The organism is Paraburkholderia unamae (assembly GCF_003268775.1).
GTDB classification, from domain to species: domain Bacteria; phylum Pseudomonadota; class Gammaproteobacteria; order Burkholderiales; family Burkholderiaceae; genus Paraburkholderia; species Paraburkholderia unamae.
The window spans coordinates 1-14,837 of record NZ_QLSU01000017.1 but is presented as its reverse complement, the minus strand read 5'-3'; the positions used below and the strand labels follow the sequence as shown (position 1 = coordinate 14,837).

The 14,837-nt window shown below is 65.6% G+C and carries 14 protein-coding genes; 3 read left to right on the top strand and 11 right to left on the bottom strand.

The features are described 5' to 3' along the window. Positions 1–2: 2 nt before the first annotated feature. From C7401_RS25675 to C7401_RS25655, 5 genes are all read right to left on the bottom strand, one after another. Positions 3–1,262, bottom strand: coding sequence for an acyl-CoA dehydrogenase (locus C7401_RS25675; protein ID WP_112174247.1), 1,260 nt, complete (start codon positions 1,260–1,262; stop codon positions 3–5). A gap of 64 nt (positions 1,263–1,326) precedes the next feature. Continuing rightward, on the bottom strand, positions 1,327–2,454 hold the full coding sequence (locus C7401_RS25670; protein WP_112174246.1) for a phosphotransferase: 1,128 nt from the start codon (positions 2,452–2,454) through the stop codon (positions 1,327–1,329). A 42-nt stretch (positions 2,455–2,496) separates the two neighbouring features. Further along, the gene (locus tag C7401_RS25665; protein ID WP_112174245.1) at positions 2,497–3,216 is read right to left on the bottom strand and encodes a histidine phosphatase family protein; all 720 of its coding nucleotides are present in this window, start codon (positions 3,214–3,216) and stop codon (positions 2,497–2,499) included. Between the two features lie 20 nt (positions 3,217–3,236). Further along, positions 3,237–4,025 (bottom strand): oxepin-CoA hydrolase, alternative type, encoded by a 789-nt coding sequence (locus C7401_RS25660; protein WP_112174244.1) that lies wholly within the window; start codon positions 4,023–4,025, stop codon positions 3,237–3,239. Continuing rightward, entirely contained in the window at positions 4,022–5,593 is a 1,572-nt protein-coding gene (locus C7401_RS25655) for a 3-hydroxyacyl-CoA dehydrogenase (protein ID WP_112174243.1), read from the bottom strand. The genes C7401_RS25660 and C7401_RS25655 overlap by 4 nt, the downstream gene beginning before the upstream one ends. A 108-nt stretch (positions 5,594–5,701) precedes the next feature. On the opposite strand from C7401_RS25655, the gene C7401_RS25650 reads away from it, so the two are divergent. Further along, positions 5,702–6,343 (top strand): glutathione S-transferase family protein, encoded by a 642-nt coding sequence (locus C7401_RS25650; protein WP_112174242.1) that lies wholly within the window; start codon positions 5,702–5,704, stop codon positions 6,341–6,343. 70 nt (positions 6,344–6,413) lie between these two features. Here the strand turns inward: C7401_RS25650 and C7401_RS25645 are convergent, their stop codons facing one another. Both C7401_RS25645 and C7401_RS25640 read right to left on the bottom strand, forming a co-directional pair. Then, a complete protein-coding gene (locus C7401_RS25645; RefSeq protein ID WP_112174241.1) occupies positions 6,414–7,604 on the bottom strand; it encodes a pyridoxal phosphate-dependent aminotransferase in 1,191 nt (396 codons plus the stop codon). Between the two features lie 100 nt (positions 7,605–7,704). Next, positions 7,705–8,220, bottom strand: coding sequence for a putative toxin-antitoxin system toxin component, PIN family (locus C7401_RS25640; RefSeq protein ID WP_112174366.1), 516 nt, complete (start codon positions 8,218–8,220; stop codon positions 7,705–7,707). 65 nt (positions 8,221–8,285) lie between these two features. Between C7401_RS25640 and yaaA the strand changes: the two genes are divergently transcribed. Further along, positions 8,286–9,080 (top strand): peroxide stress protein YaaA, encoded by a 795-nt coding sequence (gene yaaA, locus C7401_RS25635; RefSeq protein WP_112174240.1) that lies wholly within the window; start codon positions 8,286–8,288, stop codon positions 9,078–9,080. A 59-nt stretch (positions 9,081–9,139) separates the two neighbouring features. After that, the gene (locus tag C7401_RS25630; protein ID WP_112174239.1) at positions 9,140–10,303 is read left to right on the top strand and encodes a M14 family metallopeptidase; all 1,164 of its coding nucleotides are present in this window, start codon (positions 9,140–9,142) and stop codon (positions 10,301–10,303) included. A gap of 108 nt (positions 10,304–10,411) precedes the next feature. Here C7401_RS25630 and C7401_RS25625 read toward each other — a convergent pair whose 3' ends face one another. The 4 genes from C7401_RS25625 to C7401_RS25610 all read right to left on the bottom strand — a co-directional run bounded on the left by C7401_RS25625 (position 10,412) and on the right by C7401_RS25610 (position 14,332). Continuing rightward, positions 10,412–11,074 carry a BspC domain-containing protein gene (locus tag C7401_RS25625; RefSeq protein ID WP_112174238.1) on the bottom strand — a complete coding sequence of 221 codons (663 nt, stop codon included), beginning with the start codon at positions 11,072–11,074 and terminating at the stop codon, positions 10,412–10,414. 226 nt (positions 11,075–11,300) lie between these two features. Next, on the bottom strand, positions 11,301–11,975 hold the full coding sequence (locus C7401_RS25620) for an energy-coupling factor ABC transporter permease (RefSeq protein WP_112174365.1): 675 nt from the start codon (positions 11,973–11,975) through the stop codon (positions 11,301–11,303). 10 nt (positions 11,976–11,985) lie between these two features. Next, positions 11,986–12,921: a helix-turn-helix transcriptional regulator gene (locus C7401_RS25615; protein WP_112174237.1), complete on the bottom strand. Its 936-nt coding sequence runs from the start codon at positions 12,919–12,921 to the stop codon at positions 11,986–11,988. 196 nt (positions 12,922–13,117) lie between these two features. Continuing rightward, positions 13,118–14,332: a DUF2863 family protein gene (locus C7401_RS25610; protein ID WP_112174236.1), complete on the bottom strand. Its 1,215-nt coding sequence runs from the start codon at positions 14,330–14,332 to the stop codon at positions 13,118–13,120. Between the last annotated feature and the right edge of the window lie 505 nt (positions 14,333–14,837).

The window sequence follows — 14,837 nt, the reverse complement described above, 5'->3', positions numbered from 1 at the left end:
GCTTACGACCGCGTAACCGGCATCTCCACGCGCGAGGCCGCACCCGCGTCCATGTAGCGCGCGAGTTCGAGCTTGGCGATGGCGTTGCGGTGCACTTCGTCGGGGCCGTCGGCGAAACGCAGCGTGCGCGCCGAGGCGTACGCGTAAGCCAGCGGGAAGTCGCCGCTCACGCCCGCCGCGCCGTGCACCTGGATCGCCCAGTCGATCACCTGGCAGGCCATGTTCGGCGCCACCACCTTGATCATGGCGATTTCGCCGCGCGCGCCCTTGTTGCCCACGGTGTCCATCATGTACGCGGTCTTGAGCGTGAGCAGGCGCGCCTGCTCGATCATGCAGCGCGCCTCGGCAATGCGCTCCTGCGTGACGGTTTGCTGGGCGACCGCCTTGCCGAACGCCACGCGCGAGAGGGCGCGCTTCGCCATGCATTCGAGCGCGCGTTCGGCCAGGCCGATCAGGCGCATGCAGTGATGGATGCGGCCGGGCCCGAGCCGCCCCTGCGCGATCTCGAAGCCGCGGCCCTCACCGAGCAGAATGTTCGAGGCGGGCACGCGCACGTTGTCGAGCTTGATCTCCATGTGGCCGTGCGGCGCGTCGTCGTAGCCGAATACGGTGAGCGGGCGGCGCACGGTGATGCCGGCGGTGTCCGAGGGCACGAGGATCATCGACTGCTGCGCATGGCGCGGTGCGTCGGGATCGGTCTTGCCCATCACGATGTAGATCGCGCAGCGCGGGTCGCCCGCTCCCGAGGACCACCACTTCGTGCCGTTGATCACGTACTCGTCGCCATCGCGCTCGATGCGCGTCTGGATGTTGGTCGCATCCGATGAGGCCACGTCGGGCTCGGTCATCAGGAACGCCGAGCGGATCTGGCCTTGCAGCAGCGGCGCGAGCCATTGCTGCTTGTGCGCTTCGCTGCCGTAGCGCTCGATCGTCTCCATGTTGCCGGTGTCGGGCGCGCTGCAATTGAACACTTCGGGCGCCCAGTGCACGCGGCCCATGATTTCGCACAGCGGCGCGTATTCGAGGTTCGTGAGGCCCGCGCCGCGCTCCGAGGCGGGCAGGAACAGGTTCCACAGGCCCGCTTCGCGCGCCTTCTCCTTGAGTTGCTCGACGATTTGCGTGGGCACCCACGGGTTGCCGTCCGCACGATTGCGCTCGATTTCCTCGTGGAATACGGCTTCGTTCGGATAGATATGTTCGTCGAAAAACGCGAGCAGCTTCTCGCGCAGCGCCTGCACTTTCGGGGAGTAATCGAAATTCATCGGTGGCCTCGCAATGCGATGCAATGACTATGAAGAGGAAGAGGGCGTCGTGCTCGAATGAGTTTCAGCGAACCTTCTGCGCGTAGCGCCACGCGAGTTCGGCCATCGGTCGGGCGCGCCGGCCGGCGTCGATGGCCTGGGCGCTCGCGGCCGTGCCGTCCACCACGCGTTTCATGATGCCCTGAAGGATCGCCGCGATCCGGAACATGTTGTATGCGAGGTAGAAGTTCCAGTCGCCGCGAATCTCGAGACCGGTGCGCGCCTGATAGCGCTGCACGTAATGCGCTTCGTCGGGAATGCCGAGCGCCTGCCAGTCGAGCCCCGCGATGCCGCGGAACTGCGCGGGATCGACGTGCCACGCCATGCAGTGATAGGAAAAGTCGGCGAGCGGGTCGCCGAGCGTGGAGAGTTCCCAGTCGAGCACGGCCAGCACGCGCGGCTCGCTCGGGTGGAAGATCAGGTTGTCGAGCCGGTAGTCGCCGTGCACGACCGAGACGCGCGCGCCGCCGTCGCCGGTTTCGTCGGGCATGTGCTGCGGCAGCCACGCGATCAGGTGATGCATCGCGTCGATACGCTCCGTTTCGGAGGCCTGATACTGGCGGCTCCAGCGATCGATCTGGCGTGCGAAATAATTGCCGGGCTTGCCATAGTCGGCAAGACCCACCGCCTCGGGCTTCACGTTGTGGAGCGCGGCGATCACGCGGTTCATCTCGTCGTAGATCGCGCCGCGTGCTTCGCGTGTCATGCCGGGCAGCGACTGGTCCCAGAGCACGCGGCCCTCGACGAACTCCATCACATAGAACGCGCGGCCGATCACGGCTTCGTCGTCGCAGAGCGCGAGCATCTTCGCAACGGGCACATCGGTCGCGGCCAGCGCGTCCATCACCCGGTATTCGCGCTCGATCGCGTGCGCCGAAGGCAGCAGCTTCGCCTTCGGACCAGGCTTGGCGCGCATGACGTAGGTGCGGCCGGGCGTGACGAGCTTGAACGTGGGGTTCGACTGGCCGCCCGCGAACTGCTCGACCGTGAGCGGGCCCTCGAAGCCTTCCACGTGGGCCGTGAGCCAGGCGGCGAGCGCGCCGGCGTCGAAGCGCTGTCGCTCGGCAACCGGGCGCGTGCCTTCGAACACCGAGTAGTCGGTGCGCGTTTGCGCGTTGTCCTTCGTGTCTCCATCCGGGGTGGCTTGCGCCATCGTTGTCTCCCTTCTCGTGTGTCTCCTGTGGGCCGCCGCGCGCTACGCGCCCGGTCGATAACGCAGGTACTGCGCGTAAAGCATCTCCATCGTCGTGTTGCGGACCTCGCTGTGCAGCGGCGAGGGCGGCGCGTAGTTGAGCGTGCGCACGACCCAGTCGCGTGGCGCGCTGCCGACATCGAGCGCGTTGACGCAGCCCGTGGCCTGCGCGAGATGGCCGAAGAACGTGCGGCCGCCCGCCGTGATCGCGTGCGAGAGAATCGCGCGGTTCACGCCGCCGTGCAGCACGAGCAGCACCGTGTCCCATGCGGGATCGTCACGCAGCGCGCCCAGCGCCGGCAGCACGCGGTCGAGCAGCTCGCCGATGGTCTCGCCGCCCAGAAAGCGCGTGTCTTCGGGCACGATGCCGTCGAACACGCGCAGGAACGCATCGCCGACTTCGACGGGTGTAATCGAGGCGAGGCGCCCGCCGCGAATCTCCTCCCACGCGCGCTGCACTTCGAGTTCGACCGACTGGCCCGTTGCCGCGAGCACGTGCTGCGCGGTTTCGACCGTGCGGCGCAAGCCGCTCACGATCACACGATCGAAGCGCACGCCCTGTGAGGCGAACGCCACGCCCGCCGCGCTTGCCTGGGTGCGGCCGTTCTCGTTGAGCGGCACGGTGTCGGGGTCGATCGCGCGACCCGAGTCGTCGAAGTAGGTGACGTCGCCGTGCCGCATCAGATAAATGCGGCGGCGCTTGGGCAACTGGTATTCGCTCATGGGCGTGTCGGTCTCGCGTTTTACTTGTAGACGGGGGCGCGTTTCTCGAGGAACGCCGAAATGCCTTCGAGGCCGTCGCGGTGGTGCAGCGACGCGACGAAGCTGTCACGTTCGGAGGCGAGTTGCGTTTCGAGCGGCTGCGTGTCCGCCCCGTTCGTGAGGCCCTTGATGCGCGCCACCGAGTTGGGCGAGATCTTCGCGAGCTCGTCGGCCCAGGCTAGTGCCGTGTCGAGCGCCGCTTGCGGCTTCGCTAGCCGGTTCACGACGCCAAGCTCGGCGAGACGCGCCGCGCCAATCGGCTTGCCTTCGACCATCAGTTCGAACGCGAGCGAGCGTGGCAGCGAGCGGGCGAGAAACCACGAGCCGCCGCCGTCGGGCGTGAGGCCCACGCGCGAATAGGCCATCACGAACTTCGCGTCGTCGGCGGCGACGAGCAGGTCGGCGGCGAGCGCGAGCGAAAAGCCCGCGCCGGCGGCCGCGCCTTCCACGGCCGCGATGATCGGCTTGCTCGACTGGCGCATGGCCGTGACCCACGCGGCCAGCATGTCGATGCTGGCGGCCTGCACAGACGGATCCTTCGCGCGGTTTTCCAGCAGGCGGTTCAGATTGCCGCCCGCGCAGAAGAAGTTGTCCGCGCCGGTGAGGACGATCGCGCGCAGCGACGAATCGCGCTCGGCGGCGTCGAAGGCCTCGATAGCGGCGGCGTACATGTCGGGGTGCAGCGCGTTGCGCGCGCCCGGGTTCGACAGCGTAAGAACGAGTGTCGATTCGTGACCTTGCGGGCGGGTGCTGCGGAGTTCGGCGCTCATTGCGGTGCCTCGTTCGATGCGTTGATGTCGGTTGCTTCGGATGCTTCTGCGTGCGTCAGCGAAAGGCCGAGCTGCGCGCGGCGCGCGAGCCATGGCGAAGGGCGATAGCGCGGATCGCCGAGCACGGTGTGGATATTGCGCAGGATCGTGAGGATCGTGCGCGCACCCAGCGCGTCGCCGAGCGCGAGCGGGCCGCGCGGGTAGCCCAGGCCGAGCGTGACCGCGAGGTCGATATCGCGCGGCGTGGCGATCTGCTTTTGGGCGATGTCGCAGCCGATGTTGACGATGGTCGCGACGATGCGCTGCGCGACGAAGCCCGTCGAATCGCGGATCACCGTGACGGGCACGCCGTCGGCGGCGAAGAGCGCGTGGCCGGCGTCGCGCGAGGCGCGCGTGGTCGCGGGCGTCGTCATCAGCGTGCGGCGCTTCGCGGTGTCGAGCGGGAACAGCGCGTCGATGGCGACGACGCGGCGCGCGTCGAGTTGCTCGTCGAGCGCGGCGGTCGTGGCGTCGAGACCGAGCGGCGCGACCACGATCAGCGCGTCGGCGGCGGGCGTCTCGGCATCGTCCACGAGCACACCCGCTTGCGCGGCGAGCGCGATCACGGCGTCACGCGCGGCGGTGTGGCGGCGGCTCACCCACACGCGCGCGGGCAGGGCGGTGGGCGCGGCCGGTTCGTCGGGTGCCTGCTGCTTGCCGTCGACATAGCGATAGAAGCCTTCGCCTGCCTTGCGGCCGACGAGTCCGCCCGCAAGCCGCACGCCGGTAATCGGCGAGGGCGTGAAGCGCGGCTCCTCATAGAACTGGTGATAGATCGACTCCATCACCGGATGCGAGACGTCGAGTGCGGTCAGGTCGAGCAGTTCGAACGGCCCGAGCCGGAAGCCCGCCTGCTCGCGCATGATGCGGTCGATCTCGACGAAGCTCGCCACGCCTTCACCGGCCACGCGCAGGCCTTCGGTGTTCATGCCGCGGCCCGCGTGATTGACGATGAAGCCCGGCATGTCCTTTGCGCGCACCGGCGTGTGGCCCATACGGCGCGCGAGCGCCATCAGCGCGTCGCCGGCGGCGGGGTCGCTGCGCAGGCCGTCGATCACTTCGACCACCTTCATGAGCGGCACGGGGTTGAAGAAGTGATAACCCACGACGCGGGCCGGGTCGCTGCAAGCGGCGGCGATGGCGGTGATCGACAATGAGGAGGTGTTCGAGGCGAGCACGCAACGCTCACTCACCACGGTTTCGAGTTCGCGAAAGAGTGTGCGCTTCGCTTCGAGGTTCTCGACGATCGCCTCGATCACGAGATCGCAGCCCGCGAGTTCGTCGAGCGTATGCGCGCCGCTCACGCAATCGAGCGCGGCCTTGGCGGCGGGCTCGTCGAGCTTGCCTTTTGCCGCGAGTTTCGCGAAGGTGTCGGCGAGATAGTCGCGCGCGGCGGCGATGGCCTGGGGGTTCGTATCGTAGAGGCGCACCGCAAGGCGCGCCTGCGCGGCGATCTGGGCGATGCCGCGGCCCATTGCGCCGGTGCCGACGATGCCGATTGTCTCAATGTTGAAATGATGTGAAGTCATTGGAAGCCTGGCTCCATGATTGGCCTAGAATAGCACGGTCGTACAATTTTATGAAAATGGTTCGGCGGCGCCGCCACGCGTAGCGCCGCTTTCAAGGAGGCAATGAGGATGATCAAGCTGCATGGTTTCGCGCTCTCGAACTACTACAACAAGGTCAAGCTCCTGTTGCTCGAGCATGACATTCCGTTCGAGGAGGTGATAACGAAACTGCCGCTCGACGAGGCGCTGCTCGCGCAGTCGCCGGGCGGCAAGGTGCCGTTTATCGAAACCGAACAGGGTTTTCTGTGCGAGTCGGCAGTGATCGTCGAGTATCTGGCGGCGCGCTTTCCGGACAAGCGCATTTTCGCGGCGGACCCGTGGCAGGCCGCGAAAGAGCGCGAGCTCATCACGTTCATCGAGACGCACCTCGAACTCAACGCGCGTGAGCTTTACGGCGAGGCGTTCTTCGGCGGCAAGGCGAGCGACGAGGTCAAGGCCGCGATGGAGAAGCGTCTGCGCCGCTATGTGGCGAGCTTCAAGCGGCTCGCGAAGTTCGCGCCTTACGTGGCGGGCGAGCAGTTCGGCGTGGTGGATGCGGCGGCGTTCGTGAGCCTGCCGCTCGTGGGCCGCGCGACGCAGGCGGTCTATGGCAGTGACTTCCTCGCCGATGCGGGCATCGACTGGAAGTCGTATATCAAGCTGATCGGCGAGCGGGCAACGGCGCAGCGCGTCAACGCCGACCGCAAGGCGTACATCGAAGCGAGCGCGTAAGCGCGGCGAAACTGCGCGCGATGATCGGGAACGCTTTGCCGTTCGCGGATTCATCGCGCGCACAAGGACGTCAGAGCCGGGCGAGCCGCTCGAGCGCGGTCGCGAGCGTGCTCTCCTGCTTGGCGAAGCAAAAGCGCACGACGCCCGATTCGTGCGGCTCGTGATAGAACGCCGACACAGGAATGGCGGCCACGCCGATTTCCGTCGTGAGCCACTTCGAGAATTCCGCCTCGGGCAGATCGCTGATCGCCGAATAGTCCACGCACTGGAAGTAGGTGCCGGTGCACGGCAGCAGCTTGAAGCGCGTGTTGGCGAGACCGGCGCGGAAGAAGTCGCGCTTTTTCTGATAGAACGCGGGCAGTTCCAGATACGGCTTCGGATCGCGCAGGTATTGCGCGAGGCCGTACTGCATTGGCGTGTTCACGGTGAACACGTTGAACTGGTGCACCTTGCGGAACTCCGCCGTGAGCGGCGCGGGCGCGGCCACATAGCCCACCTTCCAGCCCGTTACGTGATAGGTCTTGCCGAAGCTCGACACGATAAAGCTGCGCGCGGCCAGTTCGGGGTAGCGCGCCACGCTCTCGTGCGGCTGGCCGTCGTAGACCATGTGCTCGTACACCTCGTCCGAGAGGATCAGCACGTTGGTGCCGCGCACGATATCTTCGAGCTTCTTCATGTCCTCGGCGCGCCACACCGTGCCCGTCGGATTGTGGGGCGTGTTGATGAGGATGAGGCGCGTTTTCGGCGTGATGGCCGCGGCGAGGCGGTCGAACGGAATCGCGTAGTCGGGCGCTTCGAGCGTCACGAACACGGGCTTGCCGCCTGCCAGCTCGATCGACGGCAGATAGCTGTCGTAGGTCGGTTCGACCACGATCACTTCGTCGCCTGCGTGCACGGTCGCGAGAATCACCGTGAGCAGGGCCTGCGTGGCGCCCGCCGTTACGGTGATCTCGCTGTTGGCGTCGTAGCGGCGGCCGTACACCTGCTCGATCTTGTCCGCGATCGCCTCGCGCAGCGCGCCGACGCCCGCCATCGGCGGGTACTGGTTGTGGCCCTCGCGCATGGCTTGCGCGACCGCGTCGACGATGCGCGTGTCGCAATCGAAGTCGGGAAAGCCCTGGCCCAGGTTCACCGCGCCCTTTTCGGCGGCGAGCGCGCTCATCACGGTGAAGATCGTCGTGCCGACATTGGGCAGACGCGACGGAAAAGAGGGCGTGAGCAGGGTGTCCTGCGAATTCTGCGTGGGATGCGGTGCGTTCATGTCGCGGGCGGTCAAGGGACGTGGGAACGGGAAAGGTTGATTGTAGGCAAATCGGCGCGGCTGCGGGGCGCAGGGCGGGCGCGCTCGCTTTATCAGGCTATTAGGCCTGCGCCGCTACCGTGGCGCCTGGCACGCATTCGGCGACAAACACGTCGGGTGTCGCGATGCGAAAGCCGAAGTCGCGCGCCACGCGCCGCGCAAGCTTGAGCACCGCGCGATCTTTCGAGACGAGCCACTGCGCGCCGCTTGCGCGCGTGAGTTCGAGAAACTTCTGGTCGTCGCGGTCGCGGCATTGCGGCAGGGGCCGCACGTCGGCGGGCAACTCGGGCAATTCGACCGGCTCCACGAGCGCGGCCAGCGCGGCGAGGGCGTCCGCCTTCTCGACGCCGCGTCCGGCGAATTGCGGGTAGTCGAGCACGTGGGCCAGTTCGGCCTGGCAGCGTGCGTCGATCAGCGCCCGGAGCGCGCCGCGCTCGAGTGCCGCGCGAATCGGGCGCGTGTGCGGATCGTCGAACACGAGAATATCGAGCCAGACGTTCGAGTCGAGTACCACGGGAAGCGCCGCGGCGGCGGCGCAAGAGAGGGGGGCTGAGGTTGGGGGCGTGAGGCCGGTCATTCGTGAATTCGCTACAATCGGGCTTTCGCCTTTGAACATCGGCACGCTCGTGCCTGCAAGCCTCTATGATAATCGTTCTGTCGCCGGCCAAATCGCTCGACTATGACACGCCGGCGCACATCGAAACCCACACCATCCCCGATTTCGTCGACGACGCGGCCGAACTCATTGCCGGCCTGCGCCGCCTCTCGCCGCAGCAGATCGGCTCGCTCATGAGCATCTCCGACCCGCTCGCGCGTCTGAACTTCCAGCGCTATGCCGACTGGTCGAAGCAGTTCAGCCAGGTCAATGCGAAGCAGGCCGTGCTGGCGTTCAACGGCGACGTCTACGAAGGCCTGGATGCGAAATCGCTCTCGCTGGCCGATCTCGACTATGCGCAGCAGCACGTGCGCGTGCTCTCCGGGCTCTACGGTCTGCTGCGTCCGCTCGATCTGCTCCAGCCTTATCGCCTGGAAATGGGCACGCGTTTCGAAAACGCGCGCGGCAAGGATCTCTATGCTTTCTGGGGCGAGCGCATCACGCACGCGCTCAACGCGCAGATCGAGCACAACCACGCGAAAGCGGCCAGCGGCGCGCGCGTGCTCGTGAACTGCGCATCGAACGAATACTTCAAGGCCGTGAAGCCGAAGCAACTCGCGGCGCCTGTCATCACGCCCGTGTTCGAGGACTGGAAGGGCGGCCGGTACAAGATCATCAGCTTCCACGCGAAGCGCGCGCGCGGGTTGATGGCGCGTTATGCGGTGGAGAACCGCATCGCCGAGCCCGAGGCGCTCAAGGCGTTCGATGTGGAAGGCTACGCATTCGATGCGGACGCATCGAATGATTCGACCTATGTATTTCGTCGGCGCATCGCCGAGTGATTGACCCGATCGACCCGATCTACACGATACGTGACCCGGCCAGCGGGAAGGAAACTACCATGACGATTGCCATCTCCAGCCAGTTCGATGCGGGCGCGATCGAGGTTCTGTCGTGCGAACGCGCTGACGATATCCGCTTGCGCGTGCGGGCGGACAACCAGTCGGAATTCGCGCAGTGGTTCTATTTCCGTTTGTCGGGCGTGCGCGGCGAGCGGTGCGTGATGACGTTCGAGAATGCCTCGGCCTGCGCGTTTGCCGAAGGCTGGCGCGACTACCAGGCCGTGGCGAGCTACGACCGCGTGAACTGGTTCCGCGTGCCGACCACGTACGACGGCAAGCAGTTCGTGATCGACCACACGCCCGACTTCGACAGCATCTATTACGCGTACTTCGAGCCGTACAGCGAGGAGCGGCATGCGGAGTTCCTCGGTGCGCTGCAACAGCTGCCGCAAGCGGCGCTCACCGAACTGGGCCAGAGCGTGCAAGGCCGGCCGATGTCGCTGCTTTCGCTCGGCATGCCCGGCGACACCGCGCCCGACGGCAAGCCCAAGAAAACGGTCTGGATCATCGCGCGCCAGCATCCGGGCGAGAGCATGGCTGAGTGGTTCGTGGAAGGCCTCGTCAAGCGCCTGGCGGGCTGGGGCGACTGGGCGGGCGATCCGGTCGCGCGCAAGCTCTACGACCGCGCCGTGTTCCATATCGTGCCCAACATGAATCCGGACGGCAGCGTGCTCGGCAATCTGCGCACCAATGCCGTGGGCGCGAACCTGAACCGCGAATGGATGGAGCCGGACGCGCAGCGCAGCCCCGAAGTGCTGGCCGTGCGGGACGCGATCGAGGCGACGGGTTGCGATCTCTTCTTTGACATTCACGGCGACGAGACGCTGCCTTATGTGTTCGTCGCGGGCTCCGAGATGCTGCCGGGCTTTACCGACCAGCAGCGCGTCGAGCAGAAGGCGTTCATCGAGGCATTCAAGGTGGCGAGTCCTGACTTTCAGGACAAGCATGGCTACGAGGCGAGCCGTTATCGCGAAGACGCGCTCAAGCTCGCTTCGAAGTACATCGGCCATCGTTATGGCTGCCTCTCGCTCACGCTCGAGATGCCGTTCAAGGACAACGCCAATCTGCCTGACGAGCGGGTCGGCTGGAACGGCGAACGCAGCGCCGCTCTTGGCGCCGCCATGCTGCAAGCTATCCTGCATCACGTCGAAACGTTCGCCTGATGCGTGCGGGTAAGTGACACGGGTAGGTGACGCAAGTCACACCCGCATGAAGAAAGGGGGAAGCAGTCTGGCCGCTTCCCCCTTTTTGTTTCAAGGCCGCACGTGGTTTCAGTGAGCCGTGGCGGGCTTCTTCTTCGAAGCTGTTTTCTTCGTCGTGGATTTGCTGGCCGGCTTTGCGCCGCTGCTCGACGACTTGTGGCTCGACTTGCTCGACGTCGCCTTCTTCGAACCCTTGCTGGTGGCCTTCTTCGTCGAATGCTTGCCCTTCACATGAGCGGTGCCGGTCGAGGCCGTGCTGCGCTCGCTGTGCGCGCGCGCCGGCGGCACCGGATCGTTCCAGCTGAATGCGAGCATCTGCTGGCCCACATAGCCACAGCGAAACTTCAGGTCGTAGGGCGAGTTGCCGCTTTCCTTCGGAATACCGATACCGTCGACGGTCACGATCGTGTCGACTTTCACGCGCTGCTTGCCTTCATCGAACGAGTCGTTCCACGGCGTCACGCTCGCGTGCGCAGTGTCGAACGAACTGGGCGGGAACTCAACGTGATCGAGCGCCGCGGAGGTGTTCGCGACGAAGTCGCCGTGCGCCGCGCAATCCGCGACGAGCGGATCGGCGTGCATCTGGGTGACGAACTGGGTGACGAGATCGTTGTGCCGATCGAGTTGATCGGCTTGGGCGGCGGGCGCGGCGATGAGCATAAGGCTCGCGGCGCACGCGGCCAGTTGGCCGGCTACGATCAGCAGCCGGCGGGATGCATGGTTGCAGTCCATCTGCTTCTTACGGAAGAGGGGTGTGACGTCAGGCCAGGTAAGATGCCGCGCGATGGGGATGAGTTCAATCTGGAAACAATTATTTTCGCGCGTCTGACACAAGTGTTTGGAGCAGACGCCGCGCCGCGCGTACGGCAGCGGCCCGATCGCGACCTGTCGTCGCGCCCGGTGCCTTGGGCTGGCGGGCGAGCGGGACGATCGATCCGGGTGCTATTTCAGGCGACGCTCAGGTGCGCGGGCCGCCCAGCCGATAGCGGCGTACGTCATACGTGGTGACCCACGCGGGCCGATAGACGGCGATCAATGCCGTTGCCATGCCGGTGAACCAGGCTTCGCCGGACGCGAGCAAAAATACGCTGAATGCATAGCCCGCCGGCACAGTGAGTGCCGAGCCGCTGTTGAGCGCGACATGGGTGCCGAGCGCCAGATAGGCGGCGGCAGAAACGGCGATAGCGGGCGACACGAAACCCTGGCCCACGATGAACATGAAGAGGTTGCGCGGCAGCCACGCCGTGAAGGCGCGTTGCAGCAAGGCGGAAATCAAGACCGGAAAGGCGCCGAATACCAGGAAGGTCAGGGCGACCCCTTCCCATGTCGCGTCGAAGACCAGCGCCGCGAGCCCGACGACGGCGCCCATGGCGACGAGCGCGAGCCCCCAGTCGAATAGCGTGACTACGAGCGTGGCCCCGAGCAGGTGCAGCACGGTGCCGTCTTCGAGCCACGCGTTGCTCGCCCACAGCACGGAGATCGCGACGACGATCGCAAGCCACACGTGCTGGAGCGTTGCGTCCTGAAGACGCTTGAAGGGGTTCTTCCATAGCGCGAACGCGAGCAGACCCACGGTGACAATCCATGCACCGATAGCGGCCCAGAGCGGAAGCGGTGTAAATAGGAACCCCATGTGCTTCATATTACTCGTTGGAAGGCAAACCGTGTGTGCGAGCGGGCAATGGCGTTTCCTCGTCGGGGTTTTCAGCGGCCTCGCCAGGCTGTTCCAGCACCACCTGCTGCGCCGGCGCCGGGTCGCCGTAGGGCGCGTCCGGCTCCGCGGCGATGGGCAGCGGCTCCACACTGTCGCCTGCCAGCAACGGATAGTGGAACGTCAGGGCCTCGCGTGTGCGCAAGGGCACCGGGCCGTGCTCGCCGTGCTTCGGTTTGGGCGCTCGCTCGGCCTGGGCGCGCAGCACCTGTAGCTGGTTCGCAAGCAAGCCGTTATAGATCGCCACCGCCGCCGCGCGATTGGGCGCGCCGAGTTGCTGAAAGATGCTTGTTAGATGGACTTTCACCGTGCCCTCGCTGATGCCTAGCGCTCGCGCGATCATCTTGTTCGTGTTGCCCATATGGACACAGCGGAGGATCTGCTCCTGGCGTGGCGAGAGATGGACCTTCGGCCGCAGCTTGCGGGCTTGCGCGGCACTCTTGGCGTTGCGCCGCGGCGGCAGCGGCCACGGCGCGTAAGGGCCGAGCACATCGGCGGGCAAATGGTCGCCGCCGAGCAGGATGAGCTCGAGAAACTTCACGATCAGAATGGAATCCGTGGTGCGGCGAATGATGCCGCGCGCGCCTTCGTCGATGAGCGCCCGCACGGTAACGGGTGTTTCCGTGCCATCGATCAGCACCGCAACGGGCAGGCTGCGATGCCGCGCAACGAAGTGGCGCAACTCACCTGCACGTATGCCGTCGTGCCAGTCGATCGCAATGAGGTTGGGCGTGAAGCGTTGCATTGCGCGCTCGGCGCTGCGCCAGTCCGGCGCGTCATTGAAGCGTGCGCGACGATCGATTTGTCTTAACAGCGCCTTGAGCCCTTCGCGCCGTTCGGCGTCCGGATTGAGTACAACGAACCGCATGGGTATGCCCTCCTCTCGTTGACAGCCTCTCGAAATGTTGTGCACCGCGCACCGCTTCTATATGGCGGTGAACCAGACCAACAGCACCATGATGGCAAAAAGGTTGCGCGCTGGCGGCCTGTCCAAAAGGCATAAGACATAGGGCAAAAAAAAGTCCCGCACACAGGCGGGACCGGGTAGGAATTCTGGAGTTGTCTTAGTGGAAGTGTGGCTGTACGGGCTCAGCATCTTCCGGCATCTCGGCGTGGACGATCTCGCCTAGTGGATCCGCATACAGCGGCACGCCGCAGTCATCGCAATATTCCGGCTCGAAACGGCCCGCGTGGCGACGGATGTCGGTGATGCCCGATTCCTTCAGCAGCGCAACGATCTCTTCGAGCGGCCCGCTGCTCACGTTTTCCTCGGTCGGTTCCTCGTCGATGTCGGCGTCGCCGTTCTCGCGGCCATAGAGCGGCCAGACCACGCCGTACAGCACGTCATTGCTGCCGCGCTTCGTGAAGCCGATGCGGTATTCGTCGATGCGGCGTTCGCCGAAACCCGCGACCACGGCGCGCAGGTCCTGGGCGCCGGCGCCGATCGTGTCGAGCAGGTAGCGCACGGCGGTGCGGATGGTGTGCGGGCGCACTCGTTCGTCCGCGTCGCGGCAGGCGGAGTAATAAGCGTCCGGCAGCAGGCATTCGAACTCGCAGCCGGGCATGACGACGGCAAGGTTCGCGCCGCCCTGGGTCGCCCACTGCTCGAGGCACTGGCCGCGCTCGATGCGCGAGCCGCCTTCTTCTTCCTGCCAGCGAAAGAGCGGGGCGCCGACCGGCGCGGCGACCACGGCAAGCAGGAAGCGCGGATCGGCGAGGATCGGCGACGTTTCGGGCAACTCGCCCGAACTGATCTTCGCCGGGCCGCCGCTTAGCGCCGCTTGCGAGAGCTGCTGCGCGAGCCGCCAGGTCTCGACATGGTGGCGCGGCAACTGGTCGATGCTATAGAGATAAGGCGCCATCGCCACGCGCGTGCCGCTTGCGAGCACATGGGCCTGGAGGTGCGTGCGCAGGGCGTCGGACGCGTCGACCTTCAGCGGACCCGAAGGAATCACGTAGCGCGTCCAGGCGAGCACCGGCGCGGCGACGAGCAGTGCCTCATATTGCGCGCCTTCGTGTTCGACGATGAACGATTCGCTGTGCGTTTCGGCCATATCGGCGAGCGCGCCGTACGCGTCTGGGTGGTTCTGCTGCAAATGATCGAGCGCGGCGTCGAGCGTAGTCTGATTGCCGTTGCGCACGACTTTCGCGAGCAGCGTGTCGAGCTTGGCCTCCCAGAAGCGGTCTTCGGTGCGGCTGCCCGAGGCGAACAGGGCGAGCGACAGGCCGACGAGCTTGTCGGCGTCAGGAGGGAGGCGTTTGGCGATTCGCGAGCGCATAAATCTGTGAGTTGGGGGCAGAGAACCCCATATTCTAGTCGGTTCCGTGCGCGCCATCGGATTGGGGAGCAGGGGCGCGTCGGATGGGCGCGGGCGCGATGCCGGAACGCGGCTGCGATCCGGCCGCCAGGCGCTGGCCGGAGGGGGTATGACGACTGCTATATAGTGCGCTTGCGGCGGCGCGCTTGCCTCTCACTTGCCTTTCATTTGCCCGTTTGCTAGCGCGTCAAAAAACCGCTTGCAAGATGTCACTTGCGTGACTAGAATTCCGGTCTTTCGCGCTTTCGATGAAGGCGCGGGGGAGACGGGAAGCCCAGGCGAAAGCCTTGTGGCGACTGGGTCTGCGGGCGGTTCGAAGTTAAGCGGCAGGTTAAGCGAAGTAAAAAAACTGTTGACAGATCGCCCGGCAGTCTTCATAATCTCGTTTCTCTGCTGCTGACGCAGCAACGCAGAAAGAAGCCGGTAGTCAAGCAGTTCTAATGGCAACTTCGCGATCGATCTTTAA

Bases quoted from the DNA above. Each gene is read 5' to 3' on its own strand.
- C7401_RS25645 (WP_112174241.1), bottom strand. From the start codon at position 7,604: ATGAACGCACCGCATCCCACGCAGAATTCGCAGGACACCCTGCTCACG.
- C7401_RS25660 (WP_112174244.1), bottom strand. From the start codon at position 4,025: ATGAGCGCCGAACTCCGCAGCACCCGCCCGCAAGGTCACGAATCGACA.
- C7401_RS25610 (WP_112174236.1), bottom strand. From the start codon at position 14,332: ATGCGCTCGCGAATCGCCAAACGCCTCCCTCCTGACGCCGACAAGCTC.
- C7401_RS25625 (WP_112174238.1), bottom strand. From the start codon at position 11,074: ATGGACTGCAACCATGCATCCCGCCGGCTGCTGATCGTAGCCGGCCAA.
- C7401_RS25640 (WP_112174366.1), bottom strand. From the start codon at position 8,220: ATGACCGGCCTCACGCCCCCAACCTCAGCCCCCCTCTCTTGCGCCGCC.
- C7401_RS25675 (WP_112174247.1), bottom strand. From the start codon at position 1,262: ATGAATTTCGATTACTCCCCGAAAGTGCAGGCGCTGCGCGAGAAGCTG.
- C7401_RS25650 (WP_112174242.1), top strand. From the start codon at position 5,702: ATGATCAAGCTGCATGGTTTCGCGCTCTCGAACTACTACAACAAGGTC.
- C7401_RS25630 (WP_112174239.1), top strand. From the start codon at position 9,140: ATGACGATTGCCATCTCCAGCCAGTTCGATGCGGGCGCGATCGAGGTT.
- yaaA (WP_112174240.1), top strand. From the start codon at position 8,286: ATGATAATCGTTCTGTCGCCGGCCAAATCGCTCGACTATGACACGCCG.
- C7401_RS25620 (WP_112174365.1), bottom strand. From the start codon at position 11,975: ATGGGGTTCCTATTTACACCGCTTCCGCTCTGGGCCGCTATCGGTGCA.
- C7401_RS25615 (WP_112174237.1), bottom strand. From the start codon at position 12,921: ATGCGGTTCGTTGTACTCAATCCGGACGCCGAACGGCGCGAAGGGCTC.
- C7401_RS25655 (WP_112174243.1), bottom strand. From the start codon at position 5,593: ATGACTTCACATCATTTCAACATTGAGACAATCGGCATCGTCGGCACC.
- C7401_RS25670 (WP_112174246.1), bottom strand. From the start codon at position 2,454: ATGGCGCAAGCCACCCCGGATGGAGACACGAAGGACAACGCGCAAACG.
- C7401_RS25665 (WP_112174245.1), bottom strand. From the start codon at position 3,216: ATGAGCGAATACCAGTTGCCCAAGCGCCGCCGCATTTATCTGATGCGG.